Source organism: Tabrizicola sp. M-4 (assembly GCF_051132405.1).
Classification (GTDB): Bacteria; Pseudomonadota; Alphaproteobacteria; order Rhodobacterales; family Rhodobacteraceae; genus Paragemmobacter.
Genome location: NZ_CP128606.1, coordinates 3,301,115 through 3,321,552, shown reverse-complemented (window position 1 = coordinate 3,321,552; position 20,438 = coordinate 3,301,115). Strand labels below are relative to the sequence as shown.

The window sequence follows — 20,438 nt, the reverse complement described above, 5'->3', positions numbered from 1 at the left end:
TTGGCCCGGCCTTTGCTGCCAGCTTGGCGATGGTCACATCGTCGGGCGGATGATGATCTCCACCCGGCGGTTCGCCGCACGCCCCTCGGGGGTAAGGTTCGAGGCGATGGGCTGATCCTCGCCCCGGCCAAAGGCCGAGATACGGCCGTTCGGCACGCCGCTTTCGCGCAGCACATTGGCGACCGAGACGGCGCGGCGCTGCGACAGGTCCTGATTGTAGCTGGCCGATCCGGTATTGTCGGTATGGCCCACGATCTGGATCTGGCTGTTGGGATAGCGCAGCAGGTTCTGCGCCACAGATTTGATGTCGCGCGTCAGGTCAGGGCGCAGGGCGGCGCTGTCCACGGCGAAAAGCACGTCCTGCGGCATGTTGACGACAAGGTAATCGCCCATGTTCGTCACGTTGAACTGCCCGTTGATGCCGCGCAATTCCTGTGCCTGCTGGTCCAGCGTGGTGCCGATGGCCCCGCCGACGATGGCGCCGATGCCTGCGCCGACGGCGGTTTTCAGCAAGCGGTCATCGCTGCTTTGCGAACCGATGAGGCCCCCGGCCATGGCACCGATCAGGGCGCCCGACTGCGCGCGCGGCCCCATCTGGCCGGTGGTGGGCTGCGCGCCATAGGGCTGTGCATAGGGATCGGCGGGCACGCAGGCGGTCAGCGCCAGCAGGCCAAGGGTGGAAAGGATCACGGGTGTCTTGAAGGTCATCTCTGCCGCCTCGATTCTGGGTGGCCCTGTGTTGCGGGCTCTGTTCACCTTTATACCAGCGGGGCATCGGGCTGGATAGGACCGGCCCCACTGCGGCAACAATCCGCGCATCACATTCCGGTGCGGGCGGATTCCCAAGCAAGGATCGCGCGCTTCACCGGCAGGCCCCAGTGATAGCCGCCAAGGCTGCCATCCCGCCGCAGGGCACGGTGGCAAGGGATCAGGAAACTGACGGGATTTCGCCCCACGGCGGTGCCCACGGCGCGCACGGCCTTGGGGTTGCCGATGGTGTCTGCGATTTCCGAATAGGTGGTGACATGGCCGGTGGGGATGCGCATCAGCGCCTCCCAGACCTTGATCTGGAAGGGCGCGCCGATCAGGTGGAGGGGGGTCTTGCCCATGCCGTCGGTGCCGAAGGCGTCGAGGACCCACGAGCGCAGGGCGGTGGGGTCTTCGGTGAAGGTCGCCTTGGGCCAGCGGCGGAGGAGGTCTTCGAAGGCCGCTTCCGCGCCCATCTCGGCGGCGAAGCCCATGCCGCAGATGCCCTTGTCGGTGCCCATCACGATGGTGGGGCCGAAGGGGCTGTCGAACCAGCCCCAGCGGATGGTCAGCCCCGCGCCGCCCTTGGCATAATCGCCGGGCGTCATCGCCTCCCATGTCAGGAACAGGTCATGCAGGCGGCCCGTGCCGGAGAGGCCAGAGGCCAGCGCGGTTTCCAGCGTGGTGAAACGGTCTGCCAGCATCTGACGGGCATGATCCAGCGTCAGGTATTGCTGATACCGTTTCGGCGAAATGCCCACCCATTGCGAAAAGACGCGCTGGAAATGCGCGGGCGACATGTCCATCCGCGCGGCCAGATCGTCCAGCGTCAGGGCGGGGCCTGCCTCGTCGATCACCTTCAGGGCGCGGGCGATGACGGCGTAATGATAGGCGGCGGATTGGTCGGTCATGGCGCTCTCCTTGGCCTGCAATCTATGGGCGCGCGCGGCCACAGGCGACCCGGATTCTGCGCATCCCGTCTTGTCGGGTGGGGGCTTGTCCCTTATGGCGGGGCGCATGGCCAAGCAGCTTCCCTATGCCCAGATGAAGGAGATCTTCACCCGCTTCCACGCGCTGGAGGCGGAGCCGAAGGGGGAATTGGAGCATGTGAACGCCTTCACCCTGCTGGTCGCGGTGGCGCTGTCGGCGCAGGCGACGGATGTGGGGGTGAACAAGGCCACACGAAAGCTTTTCGCCATCGCCGATACGCCCGAAAAGATGCTGGCCTTGGGCGAAGAGGGGCTGACCCAGCATATCAAGACGATCGGCCTTTTCCGCAACAAGGCCAAGAACGTCATCAAGCTGAGCCGTATCCTGATCGAGGAATACGGCGGCGAGGTGCCCTCGTCCCGCGCGGCGCTGCAATCGTTGCCGGGGGTGGGGCGCAAGACGGCGAATGTCGTCTTGAACATGTGGTTCAACCTGCCCTCGCAGGCGGTGGACACGCATATCTTCCGCCTTGGCAACCGCAGCGGCATCGCGCCGGGCAAGGACGAGGCGGCGGTGGAGCGGGCCATCGAGGACAATGTCCCCGCCGAATTCCAGTTGCACGCGCATCACTGGCTTATCCTGCATGGCCGCTATATCTGCGTCGCGCGCAAACCCAAATGCGGCATCTGCCCGATCCGCGATCTTTGTCTGTATGAGGAAAAGACCGAATGAAGACCTATGATGTCGTCGGCATCGGCAATGCCATCGTCGATGTGTTCAACCAAGCCGATGACAGCTTCATCGAGATGATGGGCATTGAGAAGGGCATCATGCAACTGGTGGAGCGGGAGCGGGGCGAGATCCTTTATGCCGCGATGAAGGAGCGGGTACAGGCCCCCGGTGGATCGGTCGCGAATACCATCGCGGGCTTGGGCAACCTTGGCCTGCGGACGGCCTTCATCGGGCGGGTGCATGACGACGCGCTGGGGCGTTTCTACGCCAAGTCGATGGCCGAGAGCGGGACCGCCTTCCCCAATCCTCCGGTGCCGGGCGGGGAATTGCCCACCTCGCGGTCGATGATCTTCGTCTCACCCGACGGGGAGCGGTCGATGAACACCTATCTGGGGATTTCCTCGGAACTTGGTCCCGATGACGTCTCGGATGCCGTGGCGGGGGAGGCGGTGCTCTTGTTCCTCGAAGGCTATCTCTATGACAAGCCGAAGGGGAAGCAGGCCTTCGAACGGGCGGCGAAACTGTGCCGCGACGCGGGCGGCAAGGCCGGGATCGCGTTGTCCGACCCGTTCTGCGTGGACCGCCACCGGGATGACTTCCGGCGGCTGGTGAAGGATCTGGATTATGTGATCGGGAACGAACACGAATGGTCCTCGCTCTATCAGACCGACCTGTCGGCAGCGCTGGAACAGGCGGCGCGGGATGCGGGCGTGGTGGTCTGCACGCGGTCGGGCGACGAAGTGATCCTCGTGCGCGGCGAAGAGATGGTCACGGTTCCGGTGAACCGTGTGGTTCCGGTGGATGCCACCGGCGCGGGCGACCAGTTCGCGGCGGGGTTCCTCTACGGTTTTGCCACGGGCCAGTCGCTGGCGGTGGCGGGGCGGATGGGCTGCGTCGCGGCTGCGGAGGTGATCAGCCATTTCGGCGCACGGCCCGAGACGGACCTGAAGGCGCTGTTCCGCAAGGAAGGGCTCATCTGAGCAACGGCAACCTTGCGGAGCGCGGCCCGGAAGGGCCGCGCAAGCCTTTCCTGTCGCCTCCCGCGCGTGCCGCGCGTCCGGCTCCGTGGTCAGGGGGCGCACGCGCCCCCTCTGGGCCATGCGGCCCATTCACCCCATGTGGGTATTTTCCACCGAAACGAAGGAGGGGCGGGCCCTTTTTGGTGGATCAGTCGCCCAGTTTGGCATGGACCTCGTCCAGATCGACCGGGCCTTTCGGCATCTTGTTCGAGGGATCGTCGAAGTCGTATTTGAAGAGCTGGAAATCCTTCTTGTAGATTTCCCACATCAGGTGGCGCGAGAGGTCGTCGAAGTAATCTTCGACCGGATGCAGCCGCTTCGGCCCGTGCCCTTCGCTTTCGTTGAACTTCGGGATCTTCTTCAGGTTGATCTTGTGCCGGGTCTTGATGTTGTCCAGCACGACCTGCATCCCTTCGTCGAACTTCTCGGTGAAGAAGATGTGGTCATAGCGCCCGCCATTCACGATGAAGGTCGAGATATGGCCCGACATGGCCGACCAGTGGATGTCGGGTTCCATCGGCTTGCGGAAGCGGATGGTGTCGCGCGCAAACAGGAGGAAGCGACGGAAGGAGGCGATCTGGTCGAATTCCTGCTTGCCATCCTCGCCGCCGACCTCGATCCCGTATTTCTGGATCAGCATGGGCACGAGATTGCCGCGATAGCGTTTGCCGTTCCTCTGGATGCCGCAGATCTTGTCGAAGAAAGAGGAGAGGATGCGGGTATAGGGGTTGCGCACGCAGGTGAAGGCATAGGACTTGTGCGCCTTCACATTGGCCTCGATCAGCGGCTGGCTGCCCTCCTGCGCCCATTTGTGCAGGCCCTTGGTGGAATCGTGGATGTCGCCGTCGAAGAAGGTGCCGTGATCGGAATAGAACATGATCTGCCCGATGGACGAGCAGGCGCATTTCGGGACGACGCGATAGACGACGCTTTCGCTCTCGGTCATCCAGGTTCCGGGGAAACCCATCTACACACTGCCTCCAATACCGGGCGATCTGTCGTGCCCTTGACCCAATGGCGATAAAAAAGCAAAGAAACCGTGCGTGTTCAATGACCGTTGACGTTATTTGTGCAGTCAGTGACACTTGGCACACCGTTGAAAGTCCGGGTTTCATGGCAAAGATCGCGTATATCCTTCTGTGCCACAAAGACCCCGATGGCATCATCGCGCAGGCGCAGCGTCTGACGGCGGTGGGGGATTTCGTCGCCATCCATTTCGACGCCCGCGCCCCGCGCGAGGCGCATGACCGCATCCGCAGCGCGCTGAAGGACAACCCCTCCGTCGCCTTCGCCCGGCGGCGCATCAAATGCGGCTGGGGAGAGTGGAGCCTTGTCGAGGCCACCCTGCAGGCCGTGCGCGTGGCGGTGGATGCCTTCTCCCATGCCACGCATTTCTACATGCTCTCGGGCGATTGCATGCCGATCAAATCGGCCGAATTCGCCCGCGCCTTCCTTGACCGGGACGAGGTCGACTATATCGAAAGCTTCGACTTCTTCACCTCGGACTGGATCAAGACCGGGATCAAGGAAGAGCGGCTGATCTATCGCCACTGGTTCAACGAACGCACGCACAAACGGCTGTTCTACGGATCGATGCAGGTGCAGCGGCGGCTTGGCCTTGCGCGCACGATCCCCGCCGATATCCAGATGCAGATCGGCAGCCAGTGGTGGTGCCTGCGCCGCCGCACCGTCGAGGCGATCCTCGACTTCATCGAGAAACGCAAGGATGTGATGCGCTTCTTCCGCACCACATGGATTCCGGACGAGACCTTCTTCCAGACCCTCGTCCGCCATCTGGTCCCCGAGGCGGAGATCCGGTCGCGCACGCTGACCTTCCTGATGTTCACCGATTATGGCATGCCGGTGACCTTCTACAACGACCATTACGACCTGCTTTTGTCGCAGGATTATCTGTTCGCGCGCAAGATTTCGCCCGATGCAAAGGACCTGAAGGAACGGCTGGGCAAGCTTTACGCGGCAAAGGGCGTGCGCTTCACCATCTCGAACGAGGGGCGCAGCCTGTTCCGCTTCCTGACCGGGCGGGGCAGGGTGGGCCGCCGCTTCGCGCCGCGCTTCTGGGAGCGGGAATCCTCGCTGGGCCGAGAGCGGACGCTGATGATGGTGACCTGCAAGAAATGGCATGTCGCGAAGCGTCTGGTGGAACGGGTGCGGGATGTGACGAACCTGCCCGCCATCGACTACCTGTTCAACGAAGGCTCCACCCCGCTGCCGGATCTGGGAGGCATTCAGACCACGCTGGAAAAACGGACACGGCACAGGCGGGCGCTGGTCCGCATGCTGTTCGACTATTGGCAGACGGATCGCCTGCTGTTCTGCATCGATCCGGCGAATGTCGATCTGATGCAGGATTTCTACAACGACAAGGCCGCCGTCCGTCTGCTGGAGATCGAATGCGATTTCACCGACGACTACCTGATCGGCCATGCCCGCCGCGTGGGACTGGCCGGGGACAAGACGCCCAAGGAAACCATCGACCGCCTGCTGCCCACCATCCGCTATGACGTGAAATTCGAAAGCGACCGGCTGCGCGACGCGAATTTCCCCGGCTTTCACCGCATCAGGCAAAGCGCGAGCGTGGACGAGAACACCCTGCCATTGGCGGAATTCCTTGATATCCCGGTGGAAAAGGCGCGTCAGATCGCGGCCACCGGACATCTTTTCGTGGATTGAGAGACATGCCCCACAGCTATGACCCGACGAACATCTTCGCCCGCATCCTGCGCGGTGAAATTCCCAACAAGACGGTGATCGAGACGGATCACACGCTGGCCTTCCACGACATCAATCCGCAGGCGCCGCATCATGTGCTGGTGATCCCGAAGGGGCCCTATGTGACCTTCGATCATTTCTGCGCCGAGGCGTCGGATGCCGAGATCGTGGATTTCCACCGCACGGCGGCCAGCGTCTGCGCCATGCTGGGCGTCAGCCTTGGCGATGGCGGGGCGGGCTATCGCGGGATCACCAATGCGGGCGGGCATGGCGGGCAGGAAGTGCCGCATTACCACCTGCACATCGTGGGCGGCGCGCCCTTGGGGCGGATGCTGAGCCGCGACTGAAGGCGCAAGGATCGGGTCGCCAGAGGGCGGTCCGGGCGGCAGGGTGGGGGCCTGAAAGGGGGGCTTCCCATGCCGAGATTCGTTCCGATACCGACAGAGATTGTCCGCGCCTGTCAGGCGGGGGGTGTTGATTCCTATGGGCTTTTTCCGGAGCGGCGGGTTTCCGACGGGGGCGGGAATCCGTGCCGCCACTGCCTGCGGATGATCCCCGAGGGCGCGGGGATGCTGGTGCTGGCGCATCGGCCTTTCGGCAGCTTGCAGCCCTATGCCGAGACGGGGCCGATCTTCCTTTGCGCCGATGCCTGCGAGGCGGGAGGAGGGGAAGAGGTGCCGGAAATCCTTGCTTCGCCCGATTACATCGTCCGGGGATACGGGCCGGATGAGCGGATCGTCTATGGCACGGGCGGGGTGGTTCCGACGGGGTGGATCGCCGCCCGGGCGGAGGAGGTGCTGGCGATGCCGGGGGTGGCTTTCGTGCATGTCCGGTCGGCGCGGAACAATTGCTTTCAGGTGAGGGTGGAGCGGGGTTGAGGTCCCCCGACCGGGCCCATCGGGCCGGGAAAGGGCGTGCCGCGCCTTGTGCCGAATTTTGTGCCGCAAACCATCAGCACGCAGCGGGCGGTGGGGTGATGGCGCATTAAGGTTAACGGGGTGCGGCGAGGGACGGTGATCCGCCGGAGCGCGCCCCCCTGCCGGGGGACGCGCAAGCCTTTTGGGTCGCGGGCCGCGCGGGCGCGCGTCCCGCTCCGCGTCAGGGGGCGTGCCGCCCCCTCTGTCCGCTGCGCGGCCATTCACCCCCTGCGGGTATTTTCGCCAAGACGAAGACGGGAGGAGGTGGGCCTTTTCCCTGTCTGGTGTGAGCGGGCAGGATCACGGATCGGCGGCGTCCCATGCCTCGCGCGCCGCATGCGCCCGGATTGTGGCGAGGGAGACTTCGGGAAGATCGAGCGCAAGGGTGATGGCGCGCAGGTCGGGTCAGATGCGGATCATGGGGTGCCCCTGTCCAGCCCGGCGATGAAATCGGCGATGCGGCGGGCGCGGATGGAGGGGGATCTGGCGGTGGAAAGGCGGAAGGCGAGCGCGGCGCGGGCCTTGGGTTGCAGGGCCGCGAAGCCGGACTGCGCGGCGGGTGAGGCCGCGGCAAGGGCGGTGAGGAAATCGTCGGGGATCGCTGCCGGTTTTTCGGCGGCATAGGCGGCGGCCCAGCGGCCATCGGCCTGTGCGCGGGCGACCTCGGCCAAGCCCGGCTCTTCCATCCAGCCGCCCGCGATCAGCCGTTCCGCCATGGCGCGGGCCTTGGGCGACCATGGGCTGCCGGGGCGGCGCGGGGTGAAGCGGTGGAGCATGTGGTCGGGGCCATCGGGTTTCTTCTGCGCATCCACCCAGCCCCAGACGAGCGCCTCTTCCACCGCCTTTTCCCAATCGATCGAGGCCTCGCCCGTGGCCTTTTTCGGGATGCGCAGCCAGATCTCGGCCGCCTTGTCATGGCGCATCGACAGCCAGAAGTTCCATTCGTCCTGCGTCGCGAAGGTGAGGGGGGCGGGCTGTTTCAATGTGCCTCGGCCCATGTGCGGCCTTGGCCTGCCTCGACGATCAGCGGGACCTTGAAATGGACGGCGGGATGGGCGGCGGCCTCCATCACCTCTTTCGCGCGGGCGGCGAGGGTGGGGGCGGCGTCTTCGTCCACTTCGAAGAGAAGTTCGTCATGCACCTGCAACAGCATCCTTGCGGGCAGGTCGGCAATGGCTGCGGGCATGCGGATCATCGCGCGGCGGATGACGTCGGCGGCGGTGCCTTGGATGGGGGCGTTGATCGCGGCGCGTTTGGCGAAGCCTGCGGTCGGCCCCTTGGCGTTGATTTCGGGCGTGTGGATCTTGCGGCCGAAGAGGGTGGTCACGAAGCCGCGCGCCTGTGCGTCCTTTATGGTCGTGTCCATGTAGCCCTTGATGCCGGGGAAACGCTGGAAATAACGGTCGATGAAGCCCTGCGCCTCGGCCCGCGGGATGCGCAGGTTGCGGGCAAGGCCGAAGCCCGAAATGCCGTAGATGACACCGAAGTTGATGGCCTTGGCCTGACGGCGGATGTCCGGGGTCATCTGGTCGAGCGGGACGTTGAACATTTCCGACGCCGTCAGGGCGTGGATGTCCAGCCCGTCGCGGAAGGCCTGTTGCAGTTCGGGGATGTCGGCGATGTGGGCGAGGATGCGGAGTTCGATCTGGGAATAGTCGAGCGAGACGAGGAGTTTTCCGCGCGGGGCGACGAAGGCTTCGCGGATGCGGCGGCCTTCCTCCGTCCGGACGGGGATGTTTTGCAGGTTCGGGTCGGTGGAGGAGAGGCGGCCCGTCACCGCGCCCGTGATGGAGTATGAGGTGTGGACGCGGCCCGTTTCGGGGTGGATGTGGTCCTGCAGCGCGTCGGTATAGGTGGATTTCAGTTTCGCGATCTGCCGCCAGTCGAGGACGAGGGCGGCAAGGCGGGCGGCCTGCGGGTGGCTGTCTTCCAGCGTGGTGATGTCTTCGAGGATGTCGGCCCCGGTGGCATAGGCCCCGGTCTTGCCCTTTTCGCCGCCGGGGACCTGCATCCGGTCGAAGAGGATTTCGCCCAGTTGCTTGGGCGAGCCGACGTTGAAGGGTTCGCCTGCGATATCCTGGATCTCCGCCTCCAGCCCCGCCATCTTTTGCGCGAAGGCGTTGGACATGCGGGAAAGCGTGTCGCGGTCGACCTGCACGCCTGCCATTTCCATTTCGGCAAGGACGGGGACGAGGGGGCGTTCGAGCGTTTCGTAGACGGTCGTCACCTGCGCGCGGTGGAGCTGCGGCTTGAAATGCTGCCAGAGGCGGAGGGTGATGTCGGCATCCTCGGCGGCGTATTTCACCGCATCGGGGATGGCGACGCGGTCGAAGGTGATGGCGGCTTTGCCCGTGCCGAGCAGGGATTTGATGGGGATGGGCCTGTGGCCCAAGTGGGTTTCGGAGAGCGTGTCCATGCCATGGGCGTTCAGTCCGGCGTGGAGGGCGGAGGACATCAGCATCGTGTCGTCGAAAGGGGTGATGCGGATGCCGTGGCGGGCGAAGATCTTCCAGTCGTATTTCATGTTCTGGCCGATCTTCAGGATCGCGGGGTCTTCCAGAACGGGTTTGAGGGCGGCGAGGACTGTGTCCACGGGCAGTTGGCCGGGGGCGAGTTGCGAGGTGCCGAAAAGGTCATCCGTGCCGGAGCGGTGGGTCAGCGGGATATAGGCCGCCTTGCCTGCCGTGACGGAGAGGGAGATGCCGACGAGTTCGGCGCGCATCTCGTCGAGCGAGGTGGTTTCGGTGTCGACGGCCACGGTGCCATGGTCGCGGATCGCGGTGATCCAGCGGGACAGCGCATCGTGGGTGGTGACGGATTCGTATCCGTCATGGTCGAAGGGCAGGCGGTCGGGGGCAGGGGCTTCGGCGTGGATGACGTCCGTTCCCTTGCCTTCGGGCAGGGGGGCGGGGGGCGCGATCTTCAGGCTGTCGGCGACGCGGCGGGTGAGGGTGCGGAATTCCATGCGGTTGAGGAAGTCCATGATGGCGTCGGGTTCGGGGGGGCGGACTTCGAGGTCGTCCAGCGTGACGTCGAGCGGCGTGTCGGCCTTGAGCTGCACGAGCTGGCGCGAGATGCGGATCTGTTCGGCGTTTTCGATGAGCGCTTCGCGGCGCTTGGGCTGTTTGATTTCGTGGGCGCGGGCGAGCAGCGTGTCGAGGTCGCCATATTCCTGGATGAGGAGGGCGGCGGTCTTGATGCCGATGCCGGGGGCGCCGGGGACGTTGTCGACGCTGTCGCCGGCAAGGGACTGGACATCGACGACGCGGGAGGGCGGGACGCCGAACTTTTCGAACACCTCGTCGGGGCCGATGGCGCGGGCCTTCATCGGATCGAACATCATCACGCCGGGGCCGACGAGCTGCATCAGGTCCTTGTCGGAGGAGATGATGGTGACGTCGCCGCCCGCCTCGGTCGCGCGGGCGGCGAGGGTGGCGATGATGTCGTCGGCCTCGTAGCCTTCGGTTTCGATGCAGGCGATGTTGAAGGCGCGCGTGGCGTCGCGGGTCAGGGGGAATTGCGGGCGCAGGTCTTCGGGCAGTTCGGGGCGGTTGGCCTTGTAGAGCGGGTAGATGGCGTTGCGGAAGGTCTCGGACGAATGGTCGAAGATCACGGCGACATGGGTGGGGGCGCCGTTGGGGGCGTCGGGGCCCTTGTTCCCCTCCAGATAGCGGAAGAGGATGTTGCAAAAGCCCGAGACCGCGCCGATGGGCAGACCGTCGGATTTCCGCGTGAGCGGGGGGAGCGCGTGATAGGCGCGGAAGATATAGGCCGATCCGTCGATCAGGTGCAGGTGGCAGCCTTTGCCGAAGCCCGTCCCAGCGCCCATGTCATCCTCCGTCCTGTCTTTGGGGGAGGTATGGCATGATCGGCCGCCTCAGGCCAGAGCGAGGGGCAAGGCGCGGGCCGCGCCCATCCCGCCCGTGAGCGCGGCCATGTCCGGCGTGATGGCAAGGCTGGCGCGCCCCTCCGCCTCGCCCAGCAGGCGCGCGGCCCCGATCAGTCGGCGCCCGATGCCACGGTGGCGATGCGTGGATGCGACGAAGATTTCGGTGATCTCGTATCCCATCCGCCACGAGATCGGGTCGCGTGTCAGCCGCATGAAGAGGTAACCGACCGCCACCCCGCCCTGCCGCGCGATCAGGGCGCGGGTGCCGGGCAGGATGAAGGCGTCGCGATGCAGCATCTCGGCATCGCGGTCGGGCGTGCCCAGATGGGCGGCAAGGCCCTTCGACATCGCCAGCAGCGCGGGCAGGTCATCGGGGGTGGCAAGGCGGATCTCGGCGCGGGTGTCGGTGGTCATCTCTCTCTCCCGCCGCCGCTGCGAGAGATGCTTGACCGAACCACCCGCAGGGGCGGCCATCTGGTCTGTGTTTTCAGGAAACGTCGACCGGCCGCCTATGAAGCGTCGGTAAAGTAATAGCTCACGAGGGCGATGCGGTACGACATGCACGCAGCCTGCGTTGGAAACCGGGCTGCGTCAAGCGCTCATTTGCAGACCGTGACCAACCGCCTGTGTGCGTGCGACCTTCCGGAGGTCACGATTTTTCTGCGAAAAATCGGGGGTTCCCGGACCTGCGGCCTTCCTACCGGACGTCCCCGCGTCAGGCGCGCTTCGCCTCGATGGCTTCCCAGATCCGCGCCGCGCCGTTCGTGCCGTCGAACCGCTCCAGTTCCTGCAGCCCCGTGGGCGAGGTCACGTTGATTTCCGTCAGCCAGTCGCCGATCACGTCGATGCCCACGAAGACCTGCCCCTTCTCGCGCAGCACCGGGCCGATGCGGCGACAAATCTCCAGATCCCGCGCGGTCAGGCCGATCTTCTCGGGCCGCCCGCCGACATGCATGTTCGACCGCGTCTCGCCCGCCTGCGGCACGCGGTTGATCGCGCCGATGGGTTCCCCGTCCACGAGGATCACCCGCTTGTCGCCCTTGGCGACGTCGGGCAGGAATTTCTGCACGATCAGCGGCTCGCGGCTCATTCCCGTGAACAGTTCGTGCAACGAGGCGAGGTTGCGGTCGTTCGGGTCCAGCCGGAACACGCCCGCCCCGCCATTGCCATAGAGCGGCTTCAGGATGATGTCGCCGTGACGCGCCTTGAAGGCGCGGATCGTCGCCAGATCGCGGGCGATGGCCGTGGGCGGCGTCAGGTCGGGAAAGCGCAGGACCAAAAGCTTCTCGGGCGAGTTCCGCACCCAGAACGGATCGTTCACCACCAGCGTGCGGGGATGGATCATCTCCAGCAGATGGGTCGTCGTGATGTATCCCATGTCGAAGGGCGGGTCCTGCCGCAGCCAGACCACGTCGAATGCCGACAGGTCCACCTCGGCCTCCTCGCCATAGGTGACATGGTTGCCTTTCTCCCGCCGAAGCTCGATGGGCCAGCCCCGCGCCGTGACGCGCCCCTCGACGAAGGCAAGCTTGTCGGGCGTGTAGAAGAACAGCGAATGCCCCCGTGCCTGCGCCTCCAATGCGATCCGAAAGGTGGAATCCGCGTCGATATTGACCGACCCGATCGGGTCCATCTGCAGCGCGACCTTGAGAGGCATGGTTCACTCCGGTTTGGCATCCCGCCGCGCCCCGGCCCGGACAGGGCAGGCGCAGCCGCCCCTTGATGGCCCAAGCTGCGGCCGGATGCAAATCCAAGGTCGCGCCCCGCAGCCCGCCCTCAGGCGGCGAAGGCATTCCGCAGGATCTCGATCCGCCCGGACCCGTCCACCAGTGCCACATCGATCCGGGCATCCGTCAGGCTGCCCTTCGGTTCGCCGGCGAGGAATTCCTCGCCCGCCTCCCAGATCCGCCGCATCTGCCGCGTGCAAAGATGCGAGGCGGCCTCGGCATGGGTGCGGCTTTGCTTCACCTCGACGAAGATGACGCGATCCCCGTCCCGCGCCACGATGTCGATCTCGCCGCCCGATCCGCGCCAGCGCCGGGCACAGACGGCCATCCCGTCGCGGTCATAGAGGCGCGCGACCTGATCCTCGGCCACAGCGCCGGCATGATGCGCCCTGCGCCCGCGATGCGCCCGCTGCCATGCCACCGCCCCGATGTCCAACACAGCCACCATGACCTGCCCCCTAACGTCTTCAGCCTCTGGAATCACCATTCCACAAGAGTGCGAATTTTTCCCTAATGCCCGTCCTTCGCCCGCTCCAGCGCCACCTGATAGACCTCGCGGCGCGGCAGATCATAGGCCTCGGCCACCATCGCCGCCGCATCCTTGACCGACAGCGTTTCCAGCGCGCGGTCCAGCGCGGCTTGCCAATCGGCGCTTTCCGCCCCCGTCTCGGCCGCGCGGTCGATCAGGACGACCACCTCGCCCTTCACCGTCTCGCTTGCATAGTCGGCGGCCAGATCGCCCAGCCTGCCGCGCCTGACCTCCTCGAAGCGCTTGGTCAGTTCCCGGCAGATGGCCGCCTGCCTGTCCTGCCCCAGCACCGCCGCCGAATCCTCCAGCAGCGCCGCCAGCCGCTTGGGCGATTCATACAGCACCAGCGTCGCGTGCACCGGGCGCAGTTCCTCCAGAAAGCGCAGGCGGGCGCTGCGGGCCGCCGGCGGGAAGCCCGCGAAAAGGAACCGGTCCGAGGGCAGCCCCGCCACGCAGAGCGCGGCCAGCACGGCCGAGGCACCGGGGGCCGCCGTCACCGGCAACCCCTCCGCCACCGCCGCGCGGGCCAGTACGAAGCCCGGATCGGAAACCAGCGGCGTCCCCGCCTCCGACGCATAGGCGACCGATTTCCCTTCGGCCACCGCCCGCAGCAGGCGCGGGCTGGCTGCCGCCTCGTTATGGTCATGCACCGGCACCAGCGGGCGGCCGTTCAGGGGGATGCCATGGATTTCCATCAGATGGCGCAGGGTGCGGGTATCCTCGGCCGCCAGCACATCCGCCGCGGCAAGGATATCCAGCGCCCGCAGGGTGATGTCGCGCGCCGATCCGATGGGGGTCGCGACCAGATAGAGCCCCGGCGCAAGCGGGGTCGCCTCGCGGGCGGAATTGGGCGAAGGCATGCGCGCGGCTCCCCTGACAAGTTTACTTCCCCCGGCGAACCCCTTAATCTTGCGCCCGGATTGAAGCGCGGCCCGCGTTGCCGCGGCCAAGGAGTGAGGAACCCGCATGTTCTCTGTTTTGCGCACCGCCCGCAAGTCGTTGGGCTCGGTCGTTCTTGCCCTGTCCGCCATGGCTCTGGCCGCCTGCCAGCCCAGCACCGGCCCCTCCGCCCCCCGCAGCGACACAGTCGCGGTCGCGCTTCTTGTCCCTTCGGGGTCCGGTCAGGCCAGCGACCAACTCCTTGCCCGTTCGATCGAGAATGCGGCCCGCCTTGCCATCACCGATCTGGGCGAGGTGAAGATCGACCTGCGCGTCTATCCGACCGCCGGTCAGGCCGCGCAGGCCTCGGCGGCGGCGGCGCAGGCGGTGGCCGAAGGGGCGCAGGTCATCCTCGGCCCGGTCTTCGCCGAAGAGGCGAATGCGGCAGGCGTCGCGGTGGCGGCGGCGGGGGTGAACGTTCTCTCCTTCTCCAACAACCCGGCCATCGCGGGCGGCAATGTCTTCGTCCTCGGCCCCACCTTCGACAATACCGCGCGGCGGCTGGCCACCTATGCCGTCCGCTCGGGCAAGTCGAAGATCATGGTCATCCACGACCGCAACGCCCAAGGCGAGGCGGGCCGGGCCGCGATCCAGAACGGCGTCGCGGCGGCAGGCGGCAGCGTCGTCGCCACCGGCGGCTATGAATTCTCGCAGAACGGCATCGTGCAGGCCATCCCGGCCCTTGCCGCGCAGGCGAAATCCTCGGGCGCGCAGGCGGTCTTCCTGACCGCCGACACGGCGGGCGCGCTGCCCCTCGTCAGCCAGCTCCTCTCCGAGAACGGCGTCAACCCGACCGTCACGCAATATATCGGCCTGACGCGCTGGGACATTCCGGCCGCCACCCTGTCGCTGCCCGGAGTGCAGGGCGGCATCTTCGCCATGCCCGACCCGTCGCTCTTCGCGCAGTATCAGTCCCGCTACATGGCGGCCTTCGGGGAGCAGCCGCATCCCGTCTCGGCCATCGCCTATGACGGCATCGCCGCCATCGGCGCGCTGGCCAAGCAGGGCCGCGGCATGGACCGCGCCGCGCTGACGCAGGGCGCGGGCTATGTCGGCGTCAACGGCATCTTCCGCCTGCTGCCTAATGGCACCAACGAGCGCGGGCTTGCCATCGCCCGCATCCAGAACGCGGCGATCACGGTTGTCGAACCCGCGCCGCGCAGCTTTGGCGGGGCGGGCTTCTGACGCAGCCTCCGGGGCCTTCCGCCATGACCAAGGGCGCCACGGCCCCCTCCGACCGCAGCCTTCCCCCCGCCCCTCCCGGCATGATCCTGCCGGGGGAGGGCATCATAGATGCCCCCGCCCTGCGCGCCGCCATCCTGTCCGACCTCGCACAGGCGGAAGACCCGCGCGCCGCCCGCGGCATCGCTGTCCGTCACCTCGCCGACGCCAAGGCGCGGGGCAATGCCGCCCTTGCCGCCGCCTTCGCCGCCCGCCCGCATGACGCCCGCGCGCTGATCCGCGCGCAGGCCCATCTGACCGACGTCCTCGTCGCCACCGCCTTCGACATCGCGCGCCGCCACCTCCACCCGCTGTCCAACCCGACCGAGGCGGAACGCATGGCCGTCCTTGCCGTCGGCGGCTTCGGCCGGGCCGAGATGGCGCCGCAATCCGACGTCGACCTCCTGTTCCTCACCCCGTGGAAGATCACCCCGTGGGCGGAATCGGTGATCGAATCCATGCTCTACATGCTCTGGGACCTGAAGCTGAAGGTCGGCCATTCCTCGCGCACGGTGAAGGATTGCCTGCGCATGGGGCGAGACGACATCACGATCCGCACCGCCCTTCTGGAACACCGCTTCATCGCCGGATACGAACCCCTCGCCGCCGAATTGGGCGACCGGCTCTGGGGCGAACTCTTCCGCAACACCGGCCCCGAATTCATCGAGGCGAAGCTCTCCGAACGCGCCGAACGGCACCGCAGGCAGGGCGGGCAGCGCTATGTCCTCGAACCCAATGTGAAAGAGGGCAAGGGCGGCCTGCGCGACCTGCAGACGCTTTACTGGATCGGCAAATACCTGCACCGCGTTCCCACCGCCGAAGGGCTGGTCGAGGCGGGGCTGCTGACGCGCGAGGAATACGACATCTTCACCCGCGCCGAAGATTTCCTCTGGGCCGCGCGCTGCCACCTGCATTACATCACCGGCCGCGCGATGGACCAACTGACATTCGATTTACAGGTCGAGGTGGCCGACCGCATGGGATACGAAGATCGCGCGGGCCGCCGCGCGGTGGAAATCTTCATGCAGGACTATTTCCGCCACGCCACCCGCGTGGGCGACCTGACCCGCGTCTTCCTGACCGAACTCGAGGCCCGCCACGCCAAGCCAGAGGCAAGCCTCTTCGGCATCTTCAAACGCACGAAACGCGTCAAGGCGGGGTACAAGCTGGTGCAGGGCAGGCTCGACCTTGCCGATCCGCGCCGCTTCTTCGCAGACAAGCTCAACCTCCTGCGCGTCTTCGAAGAGGCGCTGCGCACCGGCTATCTGCTGCACCCCAACGTGATGCGCCAGATCACCGCGCATCTCGACCTGATTGACGAAGACATGCAATCGGACCCGGAGGCGGTGCAGATCTTCCTCGACCTCCTGCTGAAACACGGCAACCCCGAACGCGCGCTGCGCCGGATGAACGAACTGGGGGTTCTGGGGGCTTTCATCCCGGAATTCGAACCCGTCGTCGCGATGATGCAGTTCAACGTCTATCACCACTACACGGTGGACGAACACATCATCCAATGCATCTCGATCCTTGCCCAGATCGAACGCGGCGAACTGGTCGAGGAACTCCCCGTCGTTTCCGGCATCCTGAAGGAAGGCGTGAACCGCAAGGTCATCTATATCGCCCTACTCCTGCATGACATCGGCAAGGGCCGGCCCGAGGATCATTCCATCCTTGGCGCGCAGATCGCGCGCCGCGTCTGCCCCCGGCTTGGCCTGTCGGCGGAAGATACCGAAACCGTCGAATGGTTGGTGCGCTATCATCTCCTCATGTCCGACACCGCGCAGAAACGCGATATCGGCGACCCGCGCACGGTGCGCGATTTCGCCAAGGCGGTGAAATCGCGCAAGCGTCTGGACCTCCTCACCGTCCTCACCGTCTGCGACATCCGCGGCGTGGGGCCGGGCACGTGGAACAACTGGAAGGCCATGCTGCTGCGCTCGCTCTATGGCCAGACGGCCGAGGCGCTGGAAGGCGGCATCGAATCCCTCAACCGCGAGAACCGCGAGGATGAGGCGAAGCGCGCGCTGCGCGACCGCCTTGCCGACTGGTCCGCCGCCGATCTGCGGCATGAGACGGGCCGCCATTACGCCCCCTATTGGCAGGGCCTGCCCACCGACAGCCATGCCGTCTTCGCCCGCCTCCTGAAGGACCTTCCCGACAGCGACATCCGCATCGACCTGCATCCCGACGAAGGCCGCGACGCGACGCGCGCCTGTTTCGCGCTGGCCGATCACCCCGGCATCTTCTCGCGCCTTGCCGGGGCCTTGGCTCTGGTCGGGGCCAATGTGGTGGATGCGCGCACCTACACGTCGAAGGACGGCTATGCGACCGCCGTCTTCTGGGTGCAGGACAGCGAGGGCAAACCCTACGAGGTGTCCCGCCTGCCGCGCCTGTCGCAGATGATCCACAAGACCCTGAAGGGCGAGGTCGTCCCGCGCGAGGCCCTGAAGGACCGCGACAAGGTGAAAAAGCGCGAACGCGAATTCCGCTTTCCCACCCATATCACCTTCGACAACGAAGGGTCCGACATCTACACCATCATCGAGGTCGATACGCGCGACCGTCCCGGCCTGCTTTATGACCTCACGCGGACCTTGGCCAACAACAACATCTACATCGCCTCTGCCGTGATCGCGACCTTCGGCGCGCAGGTGGTGGACAGCTTCTATGTGAAGGACATGTTCGGCCTGAAACTCCACGCCAAACCGAAACAGGAGGCGCTGGAGAAGAAACTGCGTCAGGCCATCGCCGATGGCGCGGAACGGGCAGCGGGCTGATGCAGCCCATCCGGCTCATCCGGTCCATCGTCACGGTCGGCGGCTGGACGCTGCTGTCGCGCGGGGCAGGCTTCGCCCGCGACGTGATGATGGCCGCCTATCTGGGCGCGGGCCCGGTGGCCGAGGCCTTCCTCGTCGCCTTCTCCCTGCCCAACATGTTCCGCCGCTTCTTCGCCGAAGGGGCGTTCAACATGGCCTTCGTGCCGATGTTCTCCAAAAAGCTGGAAGGCGGCGAGGACGCGCAGGGCTTTGCCCGCGACGCCTTCAACGGGCTGGCCTCCATCCTCATCGTCTTCTCCATCCTTGGCACGATCGCCATGCCGTGGCTCGTCTGGCTCATGGCCTCGGGCTTCGTGGGCGACGCGCGCTTCGACCTTGCCGTCCTCTTCGGACGCATCTCCTTCTCCTACATCCTCTTCATCTCGCTCGTGGCGCTCCTCTCCGGCGTCCTGAACGCCTTCGGACGCTTTACCGAAGCCAGTTTCGTCCCCGTCCTGATGAACCTGATGTTCATCGCCGCCATGCTCCTGGCCGATCACTTGGGCTGGGACATGGGCCTGACGCTGGCATGGACCGTGCCGCTGACAGGCATCGCCCAACTCGCCTTCACATGGGTCAGCGCCCATCGCGCAGGCTTCCGCTTCGCCCCCGGCCTGCCGCGCCTGACGCCCGACCTGAAACGCCTTGCCGTCATCGCCGCCCCCGCCGTGCTGGCGGGCGGGGTGGTGCAGATCAACCTCCTCGTGGGCCGTCAGGTCGCCTCCTTCACCGAAGGCGCGGTCGCGTGGCTCTCCTATGCCGACCGCCTCTACCAACTCCCCTTGGGCGTCGTGGCCATCGCCGTCGGCACCGTCCTCCTCCCCGACCTCTCCCGCCGCCTGCGCGCGGGCGATGCCGAAGGGGGCCGCGCCTCCTTCAACCGGGGCACGGAATTCGCGCTGTTCCTCACGATCCCCGCCGCCGTGGCCCTAGTCGTCATCGCCTTCCCGCTTTGCGCCGTGCTGTACGAACGCGGGGCCTTCGGGGCCGATGACACGGCAGCCACGGCGCTGGCCCTTGCCATCTATGGCGCGGGCCTGCCCGCCTTCGTCCTGCACAAGGTCTTCCAGCCGCTCTATTACGCGCGCGAGGATACGCGCTCCCCCTTCCGCTTCGCCGTCTGGTCGATGGTGGTCAACGCCGCCATCGCCGTGGGCCTGCTGCCCGTCATCGGCTTCTCGGCCGCGGCCCTTGCCACCACCATCTCCGGCTGGACGATGGTGCTGCAACTCTGGCTCGGCACGCGCAAGATGGGGGAAGAGGCCCGCTTCGACGCCCGCTTCCGCGCGCGCCTGCCCCGCATCCTGCTGGCCAGCGCCATCATGGGCGCGGTCCTCTGGGGGGGCATGATCCTGCTTGGCCCCATGCTGGGCAGCCGCGGCTGGCGCTTTGCCGCGCTGGCCATGCTCATCGGCGCGGGCATGGCCAGCTATGCGCTGGCGGCCCTCGCCCTCGGCGCGATCCGCCTGTCGGACCTCAAATCCGCCCTGAGGCGTCAGCGCTGACGGATCTTCTGCAGCACCCGGCCCCATCCGCCGGGGCTGACCACGAAGGACAGCAGGAACCCGGCGGCAAAACCCGCCACATCCGCCACCCATTCATAGCCCCCCCCGAACAGGAGCCCGAACAGCAACTGTATCCCCAGAAGGAACCCGATCAGGCTGAAGGCGCGGTACTTGTTCGCCCCCACGGCGGCCAGATTGACCCACAAAAGGAAGGTGAACCCCCCGATCAAGCCGTAAACCGCAGGATACCCCCCGAACAGCGGTGCCTCATTCCCCGGCACGGCCATATAGGCGAAGGCCCCCGCGACCGCCGCGCCGAAGAACACCACCAGCACCGCCCACCAGCGGAACACCTCGCCCACCATCTTGCCCAGAGCGAGGAGGATCACCACGACGAAAACCGCATGCGTGGTAGACCCATGCACGAAGGGATAGGTCACCAGCCGCATCACCTGCGCCAGCGGATACTCGTCCCGCTCCATCATCGCCTGCATCAGGGGCGGCGAGAACACGAACCGCTCCAGCGCCTGCAACCGCCAGCCCGCGCCCTCCAGCCCGCCAAGAACTCCGGCCCCGGCCAGCCCCACCACCACCTCCATCGCGATGATCGGCAAGGCCAGCACCCAGACGATGGCGGGCAGGGGGTTCAGGGGCGGGGCATTGCGGTCCTGCATCGGGCCTCTTCTCGCGGCAAGGGGCGGGCGTCGATTGACGCCCCGTCGCCGCATCGTTAA

Annotated in this window: 18 protein-coding genes; 8 read left to right on the top strand and 10 right to left on the bottom strand. The window is 66.2% G+C overall.

Features of this window, described 5'->3' with window-relative positions:
- Positions 1-33: 33 nt before the first annotated feature.
- Positions 34-708 (bottom strand): OmpA family protein, encoded by a 675-nt coding sequence (locus TabM4_RS16170; protein WP_434614647.1) that lies wholly within the window; start codon positions 706-708, stop codon positions 34-36.
- A 110-nt stretch (positions 709-818) separates the two neighbouring features.
- On the bottom strand, positions 819-1,658 hold the full coding sequence (locus tag TabM4_RS16165) for a methylated-DNA--[protein]-cysteine S-methyltransferase (protein ID WP_434614644.1): 840 nt from the start codon (positions 1,656-1,658) through the stop codon (positions 819-821).
- Between the two features lie 106 nt (positions 1,659-1,764).
- On the opposite strand from TabM4_RS16165, the gene nth reads away from it, so the two are divergent.
- Entirely contained in the window at positions 1,765-2,409 is a 645-nt protein-coding gene (nth, locus tag TabM4_RS16160; RefSeq protein WP_434614641.1) for an endonuclease III, read from the top strand.
- Entirely contained in the window at positions 2,406-3,389 is a 984-nt protein-coding gene (locus TabM4_RS16155) for an adenosine kinase (RefSeq protein WP_434614638.1), read from the top strand. Before nth ends, TabM4_RS16155 begins: the two co-directional genes overlap by 4 nt.
- 187 nt (positions 3,390-3,576) lie before the next feature.
- On the opposite strand, the gene TabM4_RS16150 is transcribed toward TabM4_RS16155, so the two are convergent.
- Positions 3,577-4,395, bottom strand: a complete 819-nt coding sequence (locus TabM4_RS16150) for a sulfotransferase family protein (protein WP_434614635.1) — start codon at positions 4,393-4,395, stop codon at positions 3,577-3,579.
- A gap of 146 nt (positions 4,396-4,541) precedes the next feature.
- On the opposite strand from TabM4_RS16150, the gene TabM4_RS16145 reads away from it, so the two are divergent.
- The 3 genes from TabM4_RS16145 to TabM4_RS16135 all read left to right on the top strand — a co-directional run bounded on the left by TabM4_RS16145 (position 4,542) and on the right by TabM4_RS16135 (position 7,036).
- Entirely contained in the window at positions 4,542-6,119 is a 1,578-nt protein-coding gene (locus TabM4_RS16145; protein WP_434614632.1) for a DUF5928 domain-containing protein, read from the top strand.
- A 5-nt stretch (positions 6,120-6,124) separates the two neighbouring features.
- A complete protein-coding gene (locus TabM4_RS16140) occupies positions 6,125-6,505 on the top strand; it encodes an HIT domain-containing protein (protein ID WP_434614630.1) in 381 nt (126 codons plus the stop codon).
- 69 nt (positions 6,506-6,574) lie between these two features.
- Positions 6,575-7,036 carry a DUF1203 domain-containing protein gene (locus TabM4_RS16135; RefSeq protein ID WP_434614627.1) on the top strand — a complete coding sequence of 154 codons (462 nt, stop codon included), beginning with the start codon at positions 6,575-6,577 and terminating at the stop codon, positions 7,034-7,036.
- Between the two features lie 455 nt (positions 7,037-7,491).
- Here the strand turns inward: TabM4_RS16135 and TabM4_RS16130 are convergent, their stop codons facing one another.
- From TabM4_RS16130 to rsmI, 6 genes are all read right to left on the bottom strand, one after another.
- Complete coding sequence (locus tag TabM4_RS16130; protein WP_434614624.1) at positions 7,492-8,058, bottom strand: YdeI/OmpD-associated family protein; 567 nt, start codon at positions 8,056-8,058, stop codon at positions 7,492-7,494.
- Entirely contained in the window at positions 8,055-10,904 is a 2,850-nt protein-coding gene (gene polA / locus TabM4_RS16125; protein ID WP_434614621.1) for a DNA polymerase I, read from the bottom strand. Before polA ends, TabM4_RS16130 begins: the two co-directional genes overlap by 4 nt.
- Before the next feature lie 48 nt (positions 10,905-10,952).
- On the bottom strand, positions 10,953-11,378 hold the full coding sequence (locus TabM4_RS16120) for a GNAT family N-acetyltransferase (protein WP_434614619.1): 426 nt from the start codon (positions 11,376-11,378) through the stop codon (positions 10,953-10,955).
- Positions 11,379-11,679: 301 nt separating this feature from the next.
- Positions 11,680-12,621 carry a glutathione synthase gene (gshB, locus tag TabM4_RS16115; RefSeq protein ID WP_434614616.1) on the bottom strand — a complete coding sequence of 314 codons (942 nt, stop codon included), beginning with the start codon at positions 12,619-12,621 and terminating at the stop codon, positions 11,680-11,682.
- Positions 12,622-12,740: 119 nt separating this feature from the next.
- A complete protein-coding gene (locus tag TabM4_RS16110) occupies positions 12,741-13,139 on the bottom strand; it encodes a YraN family protein (RefSeq protein WP_434614613.1) in 399 nt (132 codons plus the stop codon).
- 62 nt (positions 13,140-13,201) lie between these two features.
- On the bottom strand, positions 13,202-14,080 hold the full coding sequence (gene rsmI, locus TabM4_RS16105) for a 16S rRNA (cytidine(1402)-2'-O)-methyltransferase (protein WP_434614610.1): 879 nt from the start codon (positions 14,078-14,080) through the stop codon (positions 13,202-13,204).
- Positions 14,081-14,186: 106 nt separating this feature from the next.
- On the opposite strand from rsmI, the gene TabM4_RS16100 reads away from it, so the two are divergent.
- The 3 genes from TabM4_RS16100 to murJ are packed head-to-tail and all read left to right on the top strand — an operon-like array spanning position 14,187 to position 19,704.
- Positions 14,187-15,344, top strand: coding sequence for a penicillin-binding protein activator (locus TabM4_RS16100; RefSeq protein ID WP_434614607.1), 1,158 nt, complete (start codon positions 14,187-14,189; stop codon positions 15,342-15,344).
- Between the two features lie 23 nt (positions 15,345-15,367).
- A complete protein-coding gene (locus tag TabM4_RS16095) occupies positions 15,368-18,160 on the top strand; it encodes a [protein-PII] uridylyltransferase (RefSeq protein WP_434614604.1) in 2,793 nt (930 codons plus the stop codon).
- Positions 18,160-19,704, top strand: a complete 1,545-nt coding sequence (murJ, locus tag TabM4_RS16090; RefSeq protein ID WP_434614601.1) for a murein biosynthesis integral membrane protein MurJ — start codon at positions 18,160-18,162, stop codon at positions 19,702-19,704. The genes TabM4_RS16095 and murJ overlap by 1 nt, the downstream gene beginning before the upstream one ends.
- On the opposite strand, the gene TabM4_RS16085 is transcribed toward murJ, so the two are convergent.
- A complete protein-coding gene (locus TabM4_RS16085; RefSeq protein WP_434614598.1) occupies positions 19,695-20,378 on the bottom strand; it encodes a rhomboid family intramembrane serine protease in 684 nt (227 codons plus the stop codon). The two genes, murJ and TabM4_RS16085, sit on opposite strands and share 10 nt — an antisense overlap.
- Positions 20,379-20,438 lie beyond the last annotated feature (60 nt).

Excerpts from the sequence above, each read along its gene's own strand:
- TabM4_RS16170 (WP_434614647.1), bottom strand. The coding sequence starts at position 708 with ATGACCTTCAAGACACCCGTGATCCTTTCCACCCTTGGCCTGCTGGCG.
- TabM4_RS16165 (WP_434614644.1), bottom strand. The coding sequence starts at position 1,658 with ATGACCGACCAATCCGCCGCCTATCATTACGCCGTCATCGCCCGCGCC.
- nth (WP_434614641.1), top strand. The coding sequence starts at position 1,765 with ATGGCCAAGCAGCTTCCCTATGCCCAGATGAAGGAGATCTTCACCCGC.
- TabM4_RS16155 (WP_434614638.1), top strand. The coding sequence starts at position 2,406 with ATGAAGACCTATGATGTCGTCGGCATCGGCAATGCCATCGTCGATGTG.
- TabM4_RS16150 (WP_434614635.1), bottom strand. The coding sequence starts at position 4,395 with ATGGGTTTCCCCGGAACCTGGATGACCGAGAGCGAAAGCGTCGTCTAT.
- TabM4_RS16145 (WP_434614632.1), top strand. The coding sequence starts at position 4,542 with ATGGCAAAGATCGCGTATATCCTTCTGTGCCACAAAGACCCCGATGGC.
- TabM4_RS16140 (WP_434614630.1), top strand. The coding sequence starts at position 6,125 with ATGCCCCACAGCTATGACCCGACGAACATCTTCGCCCGCATCCTGCGC.
- TabM4_RS16135 (WP_434614627.1), top strand. The coding sequence starts at position 6,575 with ATGCCGAGATTCGTTCCGATACCGACAGAGATTGTCCGCGCCTGTCAG.
- polA (WP_434614621.1), bottom strand. The coding sequence starts at position 10,904 with ATGGGCGCTGGGACGGGCTTCGGCAAAGGCTGCCACCTGCACCTGATC.
- TabM4_RS16120 (WP_434614619.1), bottom strand. The coding sequence starts at position 11,378 with ATGACCACCGACACCCGCGCCGAGATCCGCCTTGCCACCCCCGATGAC.
- gshB (WP_434614616.1), bottom strand. The coding sequence starts at position 12,621 with ATGCCTCTCAAGGTCGCGCTGCAGATGGACCCGATCGGGTCGGTCAAT.
- TabM4_RS16110 (WP_434614613.1), bottom strand. The coding sequence starts at position 13,139 with ATGGTGGCTGTGTTGGACATCGGGGCGGTGGCATGGCAGCGGGCGCAT.
- rsmI (WP_434614610.1), bottom strand. The coding sequence starts at position 14,080 with ATGCCTTCGCCCAATTCCGCCCGCGAGGCGACCCCGCTTGCGCCGGGG.
- TabM4_RS16100 (WP_434614607.1), top strand. The coding sequence starts at position 14,187 with ATGTTCTCTGTTTTGCGCACCGCCCGCAAGTCGTTGGGCTCGGTCGTT.
- TabM4_RS16095 (WP_434614604.1), top strand. The coding sequence starts at position 15,368 with ATGACCAAGGGCGCCACGGCCCCCTCCGACCGCAGCCTTCCCCCCGCC.
- murJ (WP_434614601.1), top strand. The coding sequence starts at position 18,160 with ATGCAGCCCATCCGGCTCATCCGGTCCATCGTCACGGTCGGCGGCTGG.
- TabM4_RS16085 (WP_434614598.1), bottom strand. The coding sequence starts at position 20,378 with ATGCAGGACCGCAATGCCCCGCCCCTGAACCCCCTGCCCGCCATCGTC.